Source organism: Kastovskya adunca, assembly GCF_059505785.1.
The window spans coordinates 1-18,129 of the sequence record NZ_JCACLG010000053.1 but is presented as its reverse complement, the minus strand read 5'-3'; the positions used below and the strand labels follow the sequence as shown (position 1 = coordinate 18,129).

Genomic DNA, 18,129 nt, shown 5'->3' with positions numbered 1-18,129 from the left:
ATGAGTGCCTCCCCCAGACCCCCTGCACAAGGTTTGATCGGTTGTGATGAATTTTCTTAAATCAGTGCCATTCTGCTTAACGTCGATGGTGTAATTCCAGAAAACCCCTGTTCCTGTAACGGCGATCGCACCTCCAATTCTCAGGATGTAGGGACGAAGCATTCCGATATCAGATCTTGAGTTTGACCGCCAAATTGAGCGCCTTTCCATCTGCTTAAAAGTTAATGGTTGAAACAATTATTGTCTTTCTGATCATTGGGCTAATTATCGCGGGAATTTTAGTCCATCCCATCCTGATCAAACAAAAACGAAACCGAATAAGACAGCGTCCTTTTCCTGCAATTTACAATGCCATTGTTGAGAATAATCTTCCTATTTATCACCAGGTTCATCCCGCTGAACGAAGGCGACTTCGAGGACACATTCAAGTGTTTTTAGCGGAGAAACAATTTATTGGCTGTGGAGGATTGCAGGTGACGGAAGAAATGAAGTTAACTGTTGCGGCTGTCGCCTGTTTACTCTTACTTAATGAGCGCGGAAAGTATTTTCCTAAACTGCGCTCAATTCTGGTTTATCCCAGCGCTTATCTGGTGAATGAAACGAGTTCTTTGGGGAATTATGTTGTTGAAGAAGAGCGGGTAGCAAGACTAGGGGAATCGTGGACAAGAGACCAATTGGTACTGTCTTGGGAACAGGTGAAACGAGACACTGGCAATTGGAGGGATGGACATAACGTTGTGCTGCATGAATTTGCCCATCAGTTGGATCAAGAAGATGGTAGTGCTGAGGGTGTACCGATTTTGCCGCACAGCTCAGACTATCCGATTTGGGCAAAAGTGATGACGGAAGAATATCAACAACTCTGTCAGGATGTGCAACGAGGTGCAAAGACTGTAATGAATAGCTATGGCGCAACCAATCCCGCAGAGTTTTTTGCTGTAGCGACTGAGACTTTCTTTGAAAAACCGCAGCAATTACTGAAGAAGCATCCAGCACTTTATGAGCAACTGCAACATTACTATCAACTCGATCCTGGGCAGTGGGTTTAGATATTTGTGAGAGGCGATCGCCTCAGATCCCCGACTTAATAGGACTTTGGGATTCTCGCCTTCACGGAATCATTTAGGACGGCTATATTTCTTTCTCAGTTTTCCTACTATTCGCTGGTTGAGTAATTTTGCAGCACGTATTTTCGTCAAGCTTTTGATGTTGGCGGGGTGATGTTTTTTATGGTCAAAGAAATTATTGATATCCGCTAAGATTACTTGGAGACGTTTAGTAATATTTGCCGCTCGATACTCTGCAAAAAACTGCTCAGATAAGGTAACTGATGCAGAAGCATCCAGAATCTTTAAGATACGTTGAACATCATACTCTTTGGAATATCCGGCGATTTTGTAGCAGTTGAATCCGGGATCTAAATAATCCGCTAACCCGCCATTGACGCTAGAGAAAACCTGACAGCCACAGGCGAGAGCTTCCATTGGTTGCAGACCAAATCCTTCACTCACCCTCTGTTGTGCCCAATACTCAGCAGAGTCATAGAGATAAACTTTGGTCTGATTGAAGAGTTGGGCTATATCTTCGACATAGGAGTCAACAACGCATACTTTACACTGCTTCTGCAACGCGGGAATCAATTCCTGGAGTAAATATTCAGACGACTTTCGAGCCTGAACTAAGACATCAATATCCCGCTCAAGGTTTAAATTTTGAAATTGATCAGAAATCTGATTGGGTAAATAATAAATCAGTGAGTTGGGTGATTGTTGTCCCCAGTATCCCATCGTATTTCGGCTAACGGTGACAATCGGAATACTTGAAGGGAGTCGGAATCCGTAGCCTGCACTGTGGGCATGATAAATGACGTTGTGAGGTTTGAGCTTAGCCGCCAGTTTGGGAACATCAAATCCCCAACTGATCACAAAAATGACATCCTCTAAATTTTTCTTTTTTAGTAAGTCATCAATAAAAAGTGTGTCTTGTTCTCGTTGACGGTAAGTCACGACATCAGCACTGCAAACCTGTTTAGCCAAATTCAGGGTTTTTAACTCTGCCCACAAACCACCACAGGCAAATTTACCATCTGTTCCAGGGACTAAGAAATACAGTTTCCTCACGACAGCACTCTCCTCTGCACAATTGCCTGTAGGTTAGCCTACCTGAGTGCAGCGCGATCGCAAACAGTGTTAGCGTAGCCGCAACGTTTCCACGTCTTGATCCGATTGGGCTTGAGGAGGGGGAACTGGTGGATATTTCACAGCCTGAGGATTTACAGCGGAAAAGGCGATCGCCGGAAGAGAGGGTTGATTAGGCGATCGCATCCATCAATTACAGCAGCAGATTGAGGCGTGGGAAGCATTGCGGTCGAAGTTGGCAGGGAATGAATGAGCGATTCCGTTAAGGGCGATAGCTCCGCTTCACACATTATCCGCTGACAGATTTCGACCATCTGCTGCATTTAATTGTTAAATCGAGTCGCTTCGTTTTTGCTTGACTTTCAACTTAATTTGCTCGTTTGAGCCATATGGGACTCACGTTCACGTCGGTTGAATGCATAAGCTTTGTTATAAAGCATTTTCAGCGACTATCTTCCGGCAAGTCTAGCCCATCACGCATTAGATGATCGGTGGTCACATCGAAAGTATCCGCAACTTTCAAACGTTATCTCAGCGTTGGGAACTTTTCCTCCCCTTCTCTAGTTGCGATACGAATGTATTATGAACACCTAACCGATTGCCTAGATATATTAGTGTCAACCCATGCCGAGTTCTCAGTTGATATAGTTTCTCTCTAAACCACTTCATAAAATTTAGTTGACCTAGCATAATAAATAACGCTATGCTTTTATCGCATTAGCTATGAATCTGCGAAATACATCGGTAACGTAAGAACTATGGCCTTTTCGGTGATGAAACACAAGGCTCTACCCAGTGTGGGTGATACCGAAATCTCTGACAAGCTTCTCACCTGTGCAGAGTATTTTGCAGGAATTGGTTTAGTAAGATTGGGGCTAGAGCAAACAGGTTGGAAAGTTGTCTTCGCAAATGATTGGGCGCATGACAAATTTGAGATGTACTCTGCTCACTTTAAGGATGCAAGCAAGCATTATAGGATTCAAGATATTTTTTCTGTTTGTCTTGCCGACATTCCTAATACATTACTTGCGACAGCTTCATTTCCCTGTATCGACTTATCCTTGGCAGGCAACTTAAAGGGTATTAGTGGTCAACACTCTAGCGCTTTTTGGGGCTTTACTCAAATTCTTGAGAATCAGGCGAATAAACCTCGTCTTGTGATGCTTGAAAATGTGACGGGTTGGCTTACTTCAAATAGTGGGCAGGACTTCCGAATTACAATTCAGGAGTTGAATCGGTTGGGTTATGCCTGTGATGTTTATGCCATCAATGCAGTTCATTTTGTGCCTCAGAGTAGACCACGAATTTTTGTAATTGGAGTGCATACACCCTATGTAAATCAAAACCTATCAATTTTTACAAGACGTTCTTCCTCACTTAAAACTCAGGCTCTTGAAAAAGCGATTGCGGCTAATCATGATCTACGTTGGAATTTTGTAGAAGTTCCACCATTACCTGAAAAAGTGAAAACTAATTTGAGTTGTGTTGTAGAAAATATATCAGATGATGATAATCGTTGGTGGCTTGATAATGAAGTGAAACGTCATTTAAATATGATGTCGCCTGTCAATCTCAACTATCTAAAAGAATTGCAGGACTTACCATATTACTCCTACTGCACGATGTACAGGCGGGTTCGTGACGGAAAGCAACGCGCAGAACTTAGAAAAGATGGTATTGCAGGTTGCCTAAGAACAGCTAAAGGTGGTAGTAGTCGGCAAATGTTGGTCAAAGTTGGACAAGGAACTGTCAGAATGCGCCTGATGACACCTCGTGAATATGCAAGGCTACAAGGCGTTCCGGATAATTACCCTATTCCATCGCAAATCAATCAAGCTTTAACTGGATTTGGTGATGCTGTTTGTGTACCTGTCATTGCCTGGGTTGCCGAAAATATATTGAATTCTCTAGTTAAATTGCTTCAAGGAAATACGTTAGCTCTCCATCGCTAATTTCTAGAAGCCGAATACCTTGACTCCTGACAAATCCATAAGTGACCGAGCGTCGGAACCTTTGCCTTTCTGCAATTTCATAGTTTTGAAGAAGTTCGGGTAGCCACCTATCGAACGTGGGAATCATCTTAGTACGCTCGACCAGCCAAACCTCAACATTCATATAAGTTTTACTTCTAGCAACAAAAATGTGATCTACATCTCTGTCATCGGTTAGTTTGTTCAGCCCACGATTCCTATGATATTGATACTCAAAGCTGCCTCCAATGACAGCAGATTTAACTTCGTAGTTCACCAAATCTGCTCCATCACCGCTTCTCGCTCTATCGTTCAGTAAAATTGCAGCAACTACCTCCCAATCTTTTGAACCTACGCTTCCTTGCAAGGAGAAACCATACCGCTGATAAATTTCCGCTTTATCGCGGCTGTATTCAAGGATGTATGTTCTGTAAAAATAGTAAGCTTCTTGGACTTGAAGCGTTGGCACACAAATCACCCTCACAAGTACTGCACATCAGGGATGAGTATAGGAAAGAATTCACCATTCCGTTTTTAAAGACATCTAATTCATCCCAACGACAGCAATCTGTCACTGATGAAAAATAATTAGTTACTCTAAATCAAGAAAAGCGGGCGGCGAGAATCGAACTCGCATCATTAGCTTGGAAGGCTAAGGTTTTACCACTAAACTACGCCCGCAGATTGGCTGATTTTTGGTCAGCCTATATAGGGTAGCATACTTTCCCTTGTAATTGAACCCCAAAACTAGCCTTTCTTAATTAGCCTGGGGAACTATCCTGAATTCGACTCTTAACAAGCTGTAGACAGGTTGACCAGCTTGATAAGCTGGCGTGAACTCCCAGTTTTGAAGAATTGTCTGGGCTAACTGATCGGGGGCAATCGTCGGGTTTCCTTGTAGCACTTGGGTAGACTGCACTTCTGCTTTACCCGTGTCATCTAGCAACAAGTCAACTTGCAACACCACAGATGAATCACCCGCCTGGGGCAAAGGATAGGTAACTCCAGAAATTAACTTCTCCCGTTGCTGGGGTTCAGGAAGCACATCAGGAATATCCTTGTCAGCATTCGCCAGACGATAATTAGACACTGTGGTAAGAATTCCCTGGGCTATCTGCGGTGCAGGGAGTGGTGCAACGGGTGAAGGTGAAGGTTCACTTTGAGGGGGTGTAGGCGGTGGGGAAGCTGGAGGAGCAGGCGGTGCAGGCTCTCTGGCAGGTGAAGGTTGGCTTTGAGGGGGTGTAGGCGGTGGGGAAGCTGGAGGAGTAGGCGATCGCACTGGCTCTTGCCTTGCAGGAGAAGGGGAGGGAGTGGCTTGCCGGATTGGTGATGGTTGAGCAGCAGGCGATCGCACTATTGTTTGTCGTTGTGGAGAAGGAGAGGGAGTGCTTTGCCGGATTGGGGAAGCTGGAGGAGCAGGCGATCGCACTGGCTCTTGCCTTGCAGGAGAAGGGGAGGGAGTGCTTTGCCGGATTGGGGAAGCTGGAGCAGCAGGCGATCGCACTATTGCTTGCCGTGGAGGTAAAGGTGCCGTTTGGGAGGGCAAAGGTTGAGCAGCCGGAGATGGCTCTGGTGTGCGCCAGAAGGGAGACGGTCGAGAGGGAGAGAGAGAGGGTAGTTGAGCCAATCTTCCCTCCCCTGGTGTCCTCGCAGGAGAGGGTTGCACGGCATCCGGGCGCGTGCTGGGTGCAGGCGAAGGAGTAGGAGCAATCCGGGGACGTTCAGTTCTTATCGGAGTTTGGGGCTGAGGCGGGGGAGAAACAATGCGAGTGGGTTGACGGGGGACAGGTTGCTGAGACGGCTGAACAGTAGTCCTAGTCGTCCTTGGCTGGCTTGTAGAGGGAACCTGCCGACTGGCTGGTGCGGATGTAGCCGATACTCGCTGAGGCGGTGGTGAAGGTGTCTTCGGCGCTTGAGTAATGATCAAATCAATCGGAATCGGCTCGGTAGTCGCTTGATTAGTCGGGGCGCGTCCTAGCAGTGAGGGACGCAACAACCAAAACAAAGACAAATGGATAACCACAGAGCTAAGGAATACAGCCCCCCACAGCACGGGAGGATCGGCGTGACGTCGCTCTGATATAGCAGGCAAGTTAGTTAAATTCACGCGTTGGTAGTGCCCTGAAATTGAAATAATGCGAGCGCCTGATATTTATACACAGTTAGCACTTAAAAAACCGGATAATTTTTTCTACAACGTTTTTTACTCAGTGTAAAACTTCTTAAATTGCTTTGTACTAAGGGCTTAGGCTCTAGGCACGAGGGCTAAAGCCTCACTACAAACCGCTTAGAACTTGGCACTGTGCCTTACCCCCAAATTTCATCCTTCATCCTTCATCCTTCACACTTCATCCTTCATCCTTCTCATCAACAGTTTTCACCGAAAAGGCGAGAACCGTCTCATCCACACCCTTAAGCTTTAGCGGAGTGAACTTAGTGATTTCATCGTCACTTAAATAATCTGCAACAGTGGCGGAAACGAGTAAAGAATTGGGTTCTGCCGCTTCTTGTAGTCGAGAAGCGATATTCACAGAAGGGCCAATGGCGGTATAGTCCGAGCGTTCGCTACTGCCAAACATCCCCACCACAGCGGTGCCTTGGTGAATGCCGCAGCGGAACTGGACTGGGGGTGGGCCATTTCCGCCAACAATCCCTTGCTCTTGCCAGCGTTGGTTGAGTTTTGCTAGGGAAAGGTGCATGGCTCTAGCCGTGGCGATCGCTCGCCGCACTTGTTCGTTGGGAGTCAATTCTTCGGGCGCACCGAATAGGGCGATAATCGCATCTCCCATAAACTTATCGACCGTCCCACCGTTGTCAAATACCGCGTGAGTCATTGCCTGAAGGTATTCATTGAGCAACTCGGCAACGCGACGCGATCGCAACGTATTAGCAAGCTGGGTAAAGCCGACAATATCACTAAAGAGAATCGTCACCAAATGAGGCTCCGGACGTAAATCTAGTGCCATCTCACCTGTAGCGCATTGTTGCACCATCGCCGGGGGCAAAAAGCGTTTGAGTACTGACTCCGTCAAATAGCTATTTAGCTCAACGACTCGCCGCTCCGTTGCTTTTAGCGCTAGCAGGTTCCGGACTTCTGCCAGCAATTCCCGGTCGTTAAAGGGCTTTGACAGATAAGCATCTGCTCCCTGTTCTGCCCCTTCAATTCGGGTCGTCTCATCAGCTTTTGCCGTCAGCAGAATAATCGGCGTTCCCTTCAACTCCTCATTTCCCCGAATCATCCGAATCAAATCCAAACCGGATACTATGGGCATCATCAAATCAGTCACAATCAAATACGGACGGCGCTCTTGGGCGACACGGAATCCTTCTTCCCCATTGCGAGCACTAAAAACCTCATAGCCTTCTGCTTTGAGAATCTGGGACACATAAGTCCGCAAATCCCGATTGTCGTCTACAACCAGGATGGGGATTGAAGATTGGGGACTAGAAGCCACTTCCGACTGAACTTCCGACTCCGTAACCTCCTCAATGGGAAAATCAACTTCTAAATCCGCCAATTCCACAGCGGCTCGGCTTGCTTGAACTTCCGTCGGCACTTCCAGCACCATATCTAGAGGTAAGTGAGTGGTTCCCGTTTGCAGCCAAACGGTAAAGGTTGTGCCTTTGGTATACACAGACTCCACTGAGATTTGACCGCCGTGGAGTTCGACTAGTTCTTTCACCAGCGCCAGCCCCAAACCACTCCCTTCATAGGAACGGTTGACGGAGCCTTCTGCTTGGCGGAAGCGCTCGAATAGATGGGGGACTTGTTCTTTGCGAATCCCGATCCCCGTGTCTTGCACTTGGAGGCGGATATGGTCGCCTGCGGGTTCTATAGCGACCGCAATATTCCCCCCTGGACTCGTAAACTTCATAGCATTCGATAGGAGGTTGTATAGCACCTTGTCGAATTTTTCTAAATCCAGATAAACCGGAGAGCAAGGAGTCAGATGGGTGGAGATGGAAAGATCTTTTTTCTCGCAGTAGGGGCGAAAAGTTTCTACGATTTGACTGACGAACTCCACTAAGTCGCAAGGACGGAAACTCGCTTGCATTCGCCCTGCATCCAACCGCTGCAAATCGAGCAACTGATTGACAAGCCGCAACAAGCGGCGGGAATTTCGCAAGGCGATCGCGGCTTGCTCATAGGGCAAATCCTGCTTCTGACTCATCGCTGACTCCAAGGGGCCAATCATCAGCGTCAGAGGCGTGCGAAACTCGTGGGAGACATTTTGGAAGAACTCCGTCTTTTGGCGGTCTAGCTCCAGCAGACGTTCCGCTTGCTGGCGGGTTTTTTGGTAAAGTCGGGACTGTTGCACCGCGATCGCCGCTTGAGAAGCCACAGCCTCAGCCAGCTCAATATCAGACGAATGCCAGCGACGGGAGCGGTCAGTCTGACGCAACGTAATGCTACCAATAATCCTGCCATCGGATAATAAAGGCACAACTAGCAGCGCCCGTGCGGGTTCTCGCAGTGGCAAATCTAGCCCGTGCAATTGGGGCTTGGTTTCCAGATCGCTGATCACCACTGGCTTTTGGGTAGTCAGCAATTGCTGCAACACCGGATTGCCCGCAATCGGAACAATCGACTGCGGCAAAGAAGACGTTGAGGCATGGGGATTGGAGATTGAAGATGAGGAAGACGGTTGTGCTGAAGAGGTGGTCGGGGTTTGTTGATCTTGCCAATCCTCCGTCTCCTGCGTGCCTAACTGCCACTGGCTAATGCTTTCGTGGGTAGAGAGGGCTTGGGCTGACTTGCCGTCATATAACCCCACACACTGAACAAATTCATCGTTATCTTTCCAGAGGGACAAGGCGCAGCCATCGACTTCTAGTGCTTGCCCTAGTTCCTGGGTAATCGCCGTAAAAATTTCTTGAGGGTCGAGACTAGAACGGATCGTGGTGGTGATTGTATTGACCAACGCCTCCCGCGTGGCTAATGCCCGGAGTTGCTCGTATGCCCGTGCCTGAGACAGAGCTAGGGCGGCTTGATCGGCAACCATCACCACAAGCTGGATTTCGTCATCTTCCCAGGTATAGGGTTCGCCGCATTGATGCAACGCCAGAACAGCCATCAACTCTAGTTGACTAAACAGTGGGACGACTAAGCTAGAGCGAATATTGGCTTGCTGATAAGCCGCAACCCGTTGTTGGATTTCAGCGCTATCGTCCAAGAAGCGATCGTCGCTCAGGATATCGTTAATTACTTCAATATCCTGGGTTTCCCACACCATCTGCTCTAATAAGGCCAGGGGAGGTTCTTGGTTACTGGCGTGGCTCCCTTCACGGGCTTGCGCTCGGTAGATAAAGGAGTCCTCAACCAACTGAGCATCCTGAAACGGTCGCAAAATGCAGATATCTACCTCCAGCATGTGCCCGACCGTCTCCACAATCCGTTGCAAAATTTGCTGTAGAGGAGAGCCGCCACTGCGTCCATACTGGGCGTTACGGATTGTGTTTGTGACTGTATTCAGGAGCGATTCCCGGCGCAGCGTCCGGCACAACTCCTCTGTCCGCACTTTCAAGACGTTGTGCGTATCTAAGGCTTGACGAACTACAGTCTTAAGCTCATCGGCGTCCCAAGGCTTCGTTACGTATTTAAAAACCTTTCCAGCGTTGATTGCCTCCACCAGGTCTTCAACATCGGTGTAGCCCGTCAGAATAATCCGAATAATATCCGGGTAGCGGGTAGCGGTGAGGCTGAGAAACTCTGTCCCGCTCATCAAGGGCATCCGCTGGTCAGAAATAATTACGGCAACATCTCCTTCCTTCGCCAAAATCTCTAAAGCAGCAGGGCCGTTGTCTGCCCGCAGTACCTGATACTCGCGGTGAAATGTACGGTAAAGCAGGTCGAGATTATCGGGTTCATCATCAACGACCAAAAGCTTAGGCTTACTACTTGCTTGAGGTTTCATGCACCGCTCTCCTGGTGAGCTGGGCTTTAAAGGACAAAGACAGTTTCCTCTGATTCACAGATTCTTTCCGCTGCAAATGGCGTTACGTAGGTGGTTGATTTAAGTAAACGTTACTAATCATCATTAAAGTTCCTGGCTATAGCCGATCAGCCCACCGTAGTAGTTGGTGCGATCTGTCGTTATCGTAAGTCCTACACCCTGAATAATCTTGATTCCTGTCTGACGGTGTGACCTTCTCAAGTGTGACAAATCTTGATGATACTTCTCTTGATTGCCTACTCGGTTGAGTCGTTGGCACTCCTTTTTGCCAAGGGAGAGCGTGAAGAACCGCGTTCCCCAGCGAAATGACAAAAGACTGTGCCACAGGTATCCCCGTAGTCTTGAAAACGTTGTATCTATTGTCTTTTTCCTGAGGTTGTCCCGAAAAAAACTGCTTCTAACGTTTTAGCATCCTACTTTCCATTCAAAAGCCCACGGTTTGAGCGCGACTACTAAGCTAGCGATCTGAATACTCAGTTATATCTGAGCACTCTTGAGACATACCTTGATGATTACTCTTCATCCGGACAGCAAGCGTTGCGTTAAGTCAGAACGCAAGCGGCTTATGGCTGAACTTTTACTTTTATCGCTCGATGCACTATTTGTACAATACTATCCTTCTGGAAAGGTAGCTAAACTACGTTGTCTGACAACTGACGACCCATATTCCTCGAAAGAGATTATCTGCAGCCCTCAGAGTACTATCCTATGGGGTTTGCTAAGCTATTGCTAGCTTAGGTAGCTGCCTGATAAGCAAGCTGCCGTTAAGACTCTCGATGTCTTAGTCTAGAAGAGATGCCAGAGACAGGATAGAGATTGTTCCTGCACGTTGAAAACCACTACCGCTTTTACCCCCGTTTCGCCCATAATTTACTGCAAACTTTAAGCTACACGAAAATGTCCAAAACGAGGCGGTAAAGTCCCTAGAAAAAACAACTGATTTGGTTGAACATTGGTGTTTAGCTGTAGCCGACATTTATTTTCTTCAAGTAGTGATTATCAATTTTTGATCGGTTGTTCGTATTGAACATTTTTGTTGTATATTTTTAGCCAAAAATTCTTGTGGTTGTGAACCCAAAATCCTTTTGCTTGAAGCCTTCTGAATCCTCCTGGGGTAGTCAGGATTCTAATACTACCGGGACTCACTTTTTGATCCGCACCGCCCAGACTGGTGACTTAACTGAGCTGGCGGAAATCTTAGCGGACAGCTTTCACTCACGCACCGGGATCGGTGGCTGGGCTTACCCGATCCTACGCTTAGGAATTTATGAAGATTTACGCAATCGGTTGCGATCGCCTGCTCCCCATTACGCTTGTTTAGTGGCGGTGCAATCGGTGGCTACGATCACAGGAAATCGTGAGGAACTAGTGGGAACCGTAGAACTTGCTTTGCGTTCTCCCCCCTACTGGCAATTAGGGAGTTCTCAATATCCTTACATCTCTAACTTGGCGGTGAAACGGTCACATCGACGCCGGGGGGCGGCTCAACAATTGCTTCTAAGCTGTGAACGCACGGCTAGAGAGTGGGGGTTTTCTGATCTTTACCTCCATGTCCTAGAAAACAACCATTCAGCATGGCAGCTTTATCGTCAGCTCGGCTACCAAGTGCGCTCTGTAGATTCCAGCCTCGGTACCTGGTTTTTGGGGCAACCCAAACGTCTGTTTTTGCATAAGCATTCCACACTTCCGGCGATCGCTTAACCGCACCTGTTGAACGTTGGTTAAAAAATTCAGACGGCGACTAATTGGCACTCCTAGAGGAGACAATCCCTTCAGGCTTTAGCTTTGGCGCTATTGAACCGGAACATATTTTTCCGGAAGCCTGGGGCAATTTCTTGAGCATTACTTTAAAAAATGTCCGGAATTTCTCGAACTTCCTTGACAAATGTTTTGAGAATCTCAAAAAGAGTAGCTTGGGATAACAAGATTTTCTGTAGGCAAGCCGCGTACCATAAAATGAAATTATTAACGGAGAGGACGATCAATAATATCAATCGAATTGTCTGATAGGGTAATTGAGAACAAATTGCACCGCTCCCTCAAAGCATGTGTGGATTGTACTAAACTCACAAAAATTTAAGATTATCAGCCAGACTTTTGATTTTCGTGCATTCTCCCTTCGGGTCGTTGAGCAACATGAGTCGCAATGGATAGTGAGAATATACAGCGTAGCCAAACGGCTCTTTACGGTGAGGAGGTACCTAGGCGCGGCCCAAGCTCCGCCAATCGAGGCTATAGTGGCATGAAAAAGGATAGCCCAGAGCCATACGAGGACTCACAAGCATTGGGTATTCTCAAGCAGTTGCATGACCAACAGTTGCTGGTTGTCAATAGTCGGCGACGAAATGGCTTAATTCTTTACAAGCAATTTCACGCCGAGTTTGCCGGCCCCGGCTCGGCGGTTGGCGGTTCCTTTGATGCCGATTGTCAGCGAGTGTTGCCCGTTGGTAATCTCTCGCTAATTGATCCGGAAACATCAGATGAGCGACAACGAGCTTATTTGATCCGGCGGCAATGGGTACGACTCACTAAACAAATTACAGATAACCCCGTACCGCTGCAACGGGCGCAGATGATTCTCAATCAATTTGAGCAGTACTTTGACGCCAAAACAATTGCCCAACTACCGGATGAAGCCTTTGCGCTGCTAGTGGGTGTCTTACCCGAAACTATTCGTAAGGTAAGAGATACGGCTGACCGAGTAGATATTGGGATGAAAAGCTAGCGCGGCGGTACTAGGGGAGTTTAGACGCCAGAGGCTGAAGGAAAATGCTCCGCCAAAATGGCTTCTAGACGATTGAGGGTTCGGGCGTTTTCATCGGTGCTACCAATAGTAATTCGCAATCCTCCGGCAATCTGACGCCCTAAGGTTCCCTGAGCTTTGAGTTTTTGATGGATTTGGGTTAAGGCTTCCCCATCGGCAGTTTGGAGACGTAGGTAGATAAAGTTAGCCGCACTTGGCCAAACTTGTAAAGCTGGATGCTGGGCGAGGGTAGTGAGAAGTTTGTCTCGCTCAGAAATAAGTTGAGGAATTGAGGCGAGTAACTGCTGGCGGTGGGTAAGGGCAAGCAAAGCAGCGGATTGGGAGAAAGTGGGGAGGTTGTAAGGGAGGCGGATTTTTTCCAAGACAGCGATCGCTTCTGGGTGAGCGACACAATAACCCAGGCGGTGCGCGGCTAGGCGGAAGGCTTTGGAGAAGGTGCGCGTTATCACCCAATTGGGGTGCTGTGCCAGTTCCCCTACTGTAGAGGTTTGGCTAAATTCAAAATAGGCTTCGTCAATGACGACGAGGATGTGTTCCGGGAGACTCCGCAACCAGTCCAATTCCGCCGGGGTGAGGGCGTTGGCGGTGGGAGAGTTGGGGTGGACGACAAAGACGACCCGAATCGGGGGCGTTTGGGTTTGTGCGATCGCGGCTTGGGCTTGTTCGAGATTGATTTGAAAATCTGCTTGCGGCGATCGCTCTACCGTAACTACTGGAATCCCCAAGGTTTGAGCGAGAATCGCGTACATGGAAAAGGTGGGATTGGCAACAAGAACTGAGCCTGCACCGCCTAAACAAGTGGCAATCAGTAAAGAGCGCATTAGTTCATCCGAGCCATTACCGACCGAAATCTGCTCTGGTGCGATCGCCGCAAGCAGATTAGCCGACTCGGTAACGTATTGCGCGATCGCTGTCTTCAGAGCCGCATAACTGCCATCAGGATAGCGGTTTGCCTCGATTTGCTCTTTGTAGCTCCAGGCAAGTTTTTCCTTTAATTCGTCAGGCAAATCAAAGGGGCTTTCATTCGTATCGAGGCGGTCTAAAGGCAGGCTTTCAATCTCAGCCGGCTTTCCCGAAACACCACCAGGGTGAGGTTGATAGGCAGAGAGATTGGCAATATCAGAGCGGATGAACCCAAGCATTAATTTTCCCTTTACTAATAGTTAATGGCTAATTGCCCATATTAATTTCATACTTCATCCTTCATCCTTCATCCTTCACACTTCATACTTCATCCTTCATCCTTCACCTGCCACTACACCAACGTAATAACAGTCACCTCTGGCGGACAAAACAGGCGTCCCGGTAGATAGGTTCCCAGTCCCCGGCTGATATAGAGCTGATTAGTTCCAACTTGATGCAGCCCTTGTGCCCATTTCCAATGCTTCATCACGCGGGAACATTCTTTCATAAAGGGTATCCAATTCCACAACGGTTTCGGCAAATTGTCTCGCAACTCCTCCAGTAGCACTGGGGCAGATCCGAACCCAGGAATCACAATCTGACCGCCGTGGGTGTGACCCGATAGCTGCAAATCAACCCGCCATTGCCGCAAATCCTCAGCACTATCCGGATTGTGGGATAGCACTAGGCGGGGGGTCTTGGCATCTAGCTGCTGCATCACTGGACGGGGAGCGAACTCCCGCGACCAAAAGTCAGCTAACCCTACTAAGGGTAATTCTGCTCCTAAGGGATAAGCTATCTCATTCCATAAAACTTTAATGCCGATGCTGGTCAATGCTTCGGTGACAATTGCCTGTGAGCGACGGTAGTACAGGTCATGATTTCCTAAAACAGCATAGGTGCCTAGACGACTTTGTAGATGTTTGAGCCGCCGCACTAACTGGTGGATCGGATCGGGGTCGTCGGTGATATAGTCTCCCGTCAGAACAATTAGATCCGGTTCAATTTGATTGACAAGGGCGATCGCCTCTGAGAGCATTTCCTCCGATAGCCGCAGACCATCGTAATGGAAATCCGTAAGCTGGACGAGTGTTGTCCCTTTTAACGACGCGGGTAAATCAGCGATCGCGATCGTCAATCTTTCGACACTCAATGGGCCCGATAAAATCCAGTGCATTGCCTAACTTTACACTCCCCAAAGTGGCGCTTCCAGCATAGCGCGGGGGAGCGGGGGAGCGGGGGAGCCGGGGAGCGGGGGAGAATTGATAACCCCTAACTTCATACTTCACCCTTCACCCTTCATACTTCACCAAGCGCCTCCGGCAACGGCTTCACCGAACATACTTCATACTTTCTTGCCTACTCAGGACTCAGGACTTTTTTCATACTTCATCCTTCATACTTCATCCTTCATACTTCACACTTCATACTTCACCCTTCATACTTCACACTTCACACTTCATCTCGTCCCAACGGCAAAACAACGATAAAGGTTGTTCCCACACCGGGGGTGCTTTCAAACTCAATTAGACCGCCGTGTACATCAACACACTTTTTAACGATCGCTAGCCCTAAACCTGTACCGGGAATTTTGCCAACATTGCTAGCGCGATGGAATGACTCAAATAGTCGTGATTTTTCGCTGGGAGGAATGCCGATTCCCGCATCTTGCACCTGAAAAATTGCCCCTCCTTTTTCATAGGTGAGTTGCCAGCAAATCCTTCCCCCTTGAGGAGAATACTTAATGGCATTGGAGAGTAGATTGCCAAAGATATGTCGCAACAGGCTTTCATCAAAGCAAGGTAGGGCGGGTTTATCAACGTTGTTTGGAGGTGGGACGAAAATCAGTTGATAGTGTTCGCCTGCACTAACTTGCAGCTCTTCGAGGAGTTCGTAGCAAAACTTTTCTAAATCTAGGGGAGCAGGTTGACAGCGAAGCTTTCCCGCCTCAGCACTGCTAATGAGTAAAACCTCATCTAATAACGCCGTCATGTTTTTGATTGAGGTTTTGATGCGATCGAAATACAGATGTTTTTTCTCTGCTGTTGATTTGTGACCGTAGTGTTCTAGCAACTCCGCTGAGGAGCGAATCGTTGCTAGGGGATTGCGAAAGTCGTGGGAGAGCATCGACACAAAGTCGGACTTGAGCTGATTCAGCTCTTTTTCTTGAGCAAGGGCTTTGAGAACTTCTGTCTCGGCTTGTTTACGTTGGGTAATGTCGCGACAGACACAGATGAATCCGTCTTGGTCAATGAGAGTCAGCCCAATTTCGGCGGGAAAGGTTGTACCATCGCGCTTTTTACCGATGGCTTCGCCTCGCCATTGTCCGTTTTCCCAAAGTAGGGGAAATGTATTTTGTTCAAATTGCTGATTTTCTTCGAGAGAGGAAAGCTCGCGCCAGGTTTTGCCAATCAATGTAGTGGCATCACTGTAGCCATAAAGTTGCAGGTAAGCATCATTGAGATAAATGTATTCCGAGTCTTGGTTGAAGATGGCAATGCCATCGGTGGCGGCTTCTACGGCGGCGACTTGACGCCGCAGGGATTTCTCGATGGATAAGCGATCGCTAATGTCTCGTCCTTCTGCAATCAGCAGTAACACTCGTCCTTCGTTGATGACGGGTTTGATAGAGAAGTCCACAGCCGAGACAATATCGTTGGTTTCGACTTGTTCGACTTCCATTCGCACAAACCTCCCCGCCGCCGCCGCCGCGATCGCATTTTTTAACCGTGCTTGCACCTGGGGCGATCGCGACCACCACTGTGTCTCTTCTAAGGGGCAATTGGTCACCTCTGCTTTGGACTTTTCTAGCCAATCCAGTATTGTTTGGTTCGCTTCTAAAATCTTCCCCTCTGGGGAAAGCAACGCCATAAACTGGAACGTTTGGTTAAAAATTGCCCGAAAACGCTGTTCGCTCTCACTCAGTTGCTTTTGGGTTTGGGTTCGCTCAATGGCGTAGCGAATTGCTCGGACAAGCAAACTTTGATTAATTTGGTCTTTAACTAAATAATCCTGCGCTCCTCGTCGTAGTGCTTCTAAACCAAGCGCTTCATCATCCAAACCTGTCAACACTAGCAGAGGGACTTCGGGGGCTGCTTCATGAATTCTTATGACTGTCTCTAATCCTTTGGCATCTGGCAAAGAGATATCAGACAGCACAACATCAAAAGCGCTCTCACTTAGGCATTGGAGGGCAGCACTGAGGCGCTCGACGTTGACAACTTCCCACTGACCAACCGCACTTTCGCTTAAAATTTCCTGTAAAAGTTCAGCATCGTCAGGATTATCTTCTATCAGTAAGATTTTTAGCCGTTGCCTATTCATATCATTTACTTACTGCGACCGTCACGTTCTGGCTGAAGTGATAGAAATTGCTCAACTTCAGTACCTGACGAAGGGTTAATTGTTCAACCAAACTTAGTAACGTAGCAGATTGTCTGCCATCAGGAGTCTGTCAAAATTTGCTTCTCTTCAACTAAATTGAGCCATAACCCTAAACTTGATGCAGTTGTCTTCATTAAAGACAGGCTCCGACTGAGTGTCACTCAATCGGAACTGATATCGCTCAAAATTTTATTAACCAGAATTGAAGGAAATTGCCGTTGATATTCTGCGGCAACTCCAGTCCCCAGCATGTGTCGGAGATCACACCGATTGAGTGATCGCCACCAATAATAGTTCTCATGTTCTCTACCGGAAATCGATTCCTTCGCACTAGAGCAACGCTTTCAATCAGCGTTTGCCTGATTGTGAGATGCGATCGCCTCAGCGCCCCAACTTCTCTAAGAAGCCGGGGAGTTCACCTTCACAGAATCATCTAGGACTGCTATAGAAATAGGATGCTATCTCGTTGCTAGAGAGCAAGTGCAACTTCCCCCCATAAATCAGGGCAGATAAGAGGGAGGTGAACAATTTACTTTCGCCGCCAAGATTATCCCAGCACAGCCCCTTGCTGAATCATCACTGCCAGAACAACCACCCCTAAAATTGTCATCAACCCCGCAGGCATGAACTTGCGTGTCTTAAATAAGCGAATCAGAAAAACAACAATCAAAACAGCCGTAATAACAGCGGCTAATATCAGCCCCCAAGCCTGTCCCAGCGTGGCAACGACGCCCCCTAGGATGAGTAACGTCCCACTGACGCTGCCAGAGATCAGGGACATTTTGCTTTGTGCCTGCTTGTAACCAACAATGCCACCGATAATAGATAAGACACCATAGGCGATCGCTACAATAACCGCAAGATTCATCTGGGTACACCTGAGTACTGAATTCCACCTACTGTACAGCTACAGGATGGTGTGCACAGCATTTTTGTTATTTCTTGTTATGTCAACAGGGTTGGAGCAGGGAAGCAGAGGAGCAGGGAAGCAGAGGAGCAGGGAAGCAGAGGAGCAG

At 47.9% G+C, this 18,129-nt stretch carries 15 protein-coding genes and 1 tRNA gene; 4 read left to right on the top strand and 12 right to left on the bottom strand.

Annotated elements, in window-relative coordinates:
- The first annotated feature begins 224 nt into the window (after positions 1 to 224).
- Positions 225 to 1,049 carry a M90 family metallopeptidase gene (locus AC5JR3_RS20695; protein ID WP_495848459.1) on the top strand — a complete coding sequence of 275 codons (825 nt, stop codon included), beginning with the start codon at positions 225 to 227 and terminating at the stop codon, positions 1,047 to 1,049.
- 69 nt (positions 1,050 to 1,118) lie between these two features.
- Here the strand turns inward: AC5JR3_RS20695 and AC5JR3_RS20690 are convergent, their stop codons facing one another.
- The 3 genes from AC5JR3_RS20690 to AC5JR3_RS20680 form a co-directional block, all read right to left on the bottom strand.
- Positions 1,119 to 2,120: a glycosyltransferase gene (locus AC5JR3_RS20690; protein ID WP_495848458.1), complete on the bottom strand. Its 1,002-nt coding sequence runs from the start codon at positions 2,118 to 2,120 to the stop codon at positions 1,119 to 1,121.
- Positions 2,121 to 2,189: 69 nt separating this feature from the next.
- Positions 2,190 to 2,324 (bottom strand): hypothetical protein, encoded by a 135-nt coding sequence (locus AC5JR3_RS20685; protein ID WP_495848457.1) that lies wholly within the window; start codon positions 2,322 to 2,324, stop codon positions 2,190 to 2,192.
- Positions 2,325 to 2,669: 345 nt separating this feature from the next.
- Positions 2,670 to 2,807: a helix-turn-helix domain-containing protein gene (locus AC5JR3_RS20680; RefSeq protein WP_495848456.1), complete on the bottom strand. Its 138-nt coding sequence runs from the start codon at positions 2,805 to 2,807 to the stop codon at positions 2,670 to 2,672.
- 89 nt (positions 2,808 to 2,896) lie between these two features.
- On the opposite strand from AC5JR3_RS20680, the gene AC5JR3_RS20675 reads away from it, so the two are divergent.
- Entirely contained in the window at positions 2,897 to 4,090 is a 1,194-nt protein-coding gene (locus AC5JR3_RS20675; protein ID WP_495848455.1) for a DNA cytosine methyltransferase, read from the top strand.
- Here AC5JR3_RS20675 and AC5JR3_RS20670 read toward each other — a convergent pair.
- From AC5JR3_RS20670 to AC5JR3_RS20650, 5 genes are all read right to left on the bottom strand, one after another.
- Entirely contained in the window at positions 4,050 to 4,577 is a 528-nt protein-coding gene (locus tag AC5JR3_RS20670; protein WP_495848454.1) for a hypothetical protein, read from the bottom strand. The genes AC5JR3_RS20675 and AC5JR3_RS20670 overlap by 41 nt on opposite strands.
- 141 nt (positions 4,578 to 4,718) lie before the next feature.
- Positions 4,719 to 4,789, bottom strand: a tRNA-Gly gene (locus tag AC5JR3_RS20665).
- Positions 4,790 to 4,865: 76 nt separating this feature from the next.
- Positions 4,866 to 6,215 carry a hypothetical protein gene (locus AC5JR3_RS20660; protein ID WP_495848453.1) on the bottom strand — a complete coding sequence of 450 codons (1,350 nt, stop codon included), beginning with the start codon at positions 6,213 to 6,215 and terminating at the stop codon, positions 4,866 to 4,868.
- 241 nt (positions 6,216 to 6,456) lie between these two features.
- Positions 6,457 to 10,023: a response regulator gene (locus tag AC5JR3_RS20655; RefSeq protein ID WP_495848452.1), complete on the bottom strand. Its 3,567-nt coding sequence runs from the start codon at positions 10,021 to 10,023 to the stop codon at positions 6,457 to 6,459.
- A gap of 123 nt (positions 10,024 to 10,146) precedes the next feature.
- The gene (locus AC5JR3_RS20650) at positions 10,147 to 10,374 is read right to left on the bottom strand and encodes a hypothetical protein (RefSeq protein ID WP_495848451.1); all 228 of its coding nucleotides are present in this window, start codon (positions 10,372 to 10,374) and stop codon (positions 10,147 to 10,149) included.
- A gap of 756 nt (positions 10,375 to 11,130) precedes the next feature.
- Between AC5JR3_RS20650 and AC5JR3_RS20645 the strand changes: the two genes are divergently transcribed.
- Positions 11,131 to 11,763: a GNAT family N-acetyltransferase gene (locus AC5JR3_RS20645; protein ID WP_495848450.1), complete on the top strand. Its 633-nt coding sequence runs from the start codon at positions 11,131 to 11,133 to the stop codon at positions 11,761 to 11,763.
- A gap of 445 nt (positions 11,764 to 12,208) precedes the next feature.
- Positions 12,209 to 12,787: a hypothetical protein gene (locus AC5JR3_RS20640; protein WP_495848449.1), complete on the top strand. Its 579-nt coding sequence runs from the start codon at positions 12,209 to 12,211 to the stop codon at positions 12,785 to 12,787.
- Positions 12,788 to 12,807: 20 nt separating this feature from the next.
- Here AC5JR3_RS20640 and AC5JR3_RS20635 read toward each other — a convergent pair whose 3' ends face one another.
- The 4 genes from AC5JR3_RS20635 to AC5JR3_RS20620 form a co-directional block, all read right to left on the bottom strand.
- Positions 12,808 to 13,968 (bottom strand): histidinol-phosphate transaminase, encoded by a 1,161-nt coding sequence (locus AC5JR3_RS20635; RefSeq protein ID WP_495848448.1) that lies wholly within the window; start codon positions 13,966 to 13,968, stop codon positions 12,808 to 12,810.
- A 113-nt stretch (positions 13,969 to 14,081) separates the two neighbouring features.
- Positions 14,082 to 14,906, bottom strand: a complete 825-nt coding sequence (locus AC5JR3_RS20630) for a metallophosphoesterase (RefSeq protein WP_495848447.1) — start codon at positions 14,904 to 14,906, stop codon at positions 14,082 to 14,084.
- Between the two features lie 275 nt (positions 14,907 to 15,181).
- On the bottom strand, positions 15,182 to 17,053 hold the full coding sequence (locus AC5JR3_RS20625; protein ID WP_495848446.1) for a sensor histidine kinase: 1,872 nt from the start codon (positions 17,051 to 17,053) through the stop codon (positions 15,182 to 15,184).
- A 607-nt stretch (positions 17,054 to 17,660) separates the two neighbouring features.
- Positions 17,661 to 17,981, bottom strand: a complete 321-nt coding sequence (locus tag AC5JR3_RS20620; RefSeq protein WP_495848445.1) for a TMEM14 family protein — start codon at positions 17,979 to 17,981, stop codon at positions 17,661 to 17,663.
- Positions 17,982 to 18,129: the final 148 nt, after the last annotated feature.

Coding starts and splice junctions, on each gene's coding strand:
- AC5JR3_RS20675 (WP_495848455.1), top strand. CDS start 2,897: ATGGCCTTTTCGGTGATGAAACACAAGGCTCTACCCAGTGTGGGTGAT.
- AC5JR3_RS20695 (WP_495848459.1), top strand. CDS start 225: ATGGTTGAAACAATTATTGTCTTTCTGATCATTGGGCTAATTATCGCG.
- AC5JR3_RS20625 (WP_495848446.1), bottom strand. CDS start 17,053: ATGAATAGGCAACGGCTAAAAATCTTACTGATAGAAGATAATCCTGAC.
- AC5JR3_RS20655 (WP_495848452.1), bottom strand. CDS start 10,023: ATGAAACCTCAAGCAAGTAGTAAGCCTAAGCTTTTGGTCGTTGATGAT.
- AC5JR3_RS20685 (WP_495848457.1), bottom strand. CDS start 2,324: ATGCGATCGCCTAATCAACCCTCTCTTCCGGCGATCGCCTTTTCCGCT.
- AC5JR3_RS20620 (WP_495848445.1), bottom strand. CDS start 17,981: ATGAATCTTGCGGTTATTGTAGCGATCGCCTATGGTGTCTTATCTATT.
- AC5JR3_RS20640 (WP_495848449.1), top strand. CDS start 12,209: ATGGATAGTGAGAATATACAGCGTAGCCAAACGGCTCTTTACGGTGAG.
- AC5JR3_RS20635 (WP_495848448.1), bottom strand. CDS start 13,968: ATGCTTGGGTTCATCCGCTCTGATATTGCCAATCTCTCTGCCTATCAA.
- AC5JR3_RS20630 (WP_495848447.1), bottom strand. CDS start 14,906: ATGCACTGGATTTTATCGGGCCCATTGAGTGTCGAAAGATTGACGATC.
- AC5JR3_RS20680 (WP_495848456.1), bottom strand. CDS start 2,807: ATGAAGTGGTTTAGAGAGAAACTATATCAACTGAGAACTCGGCATGGG.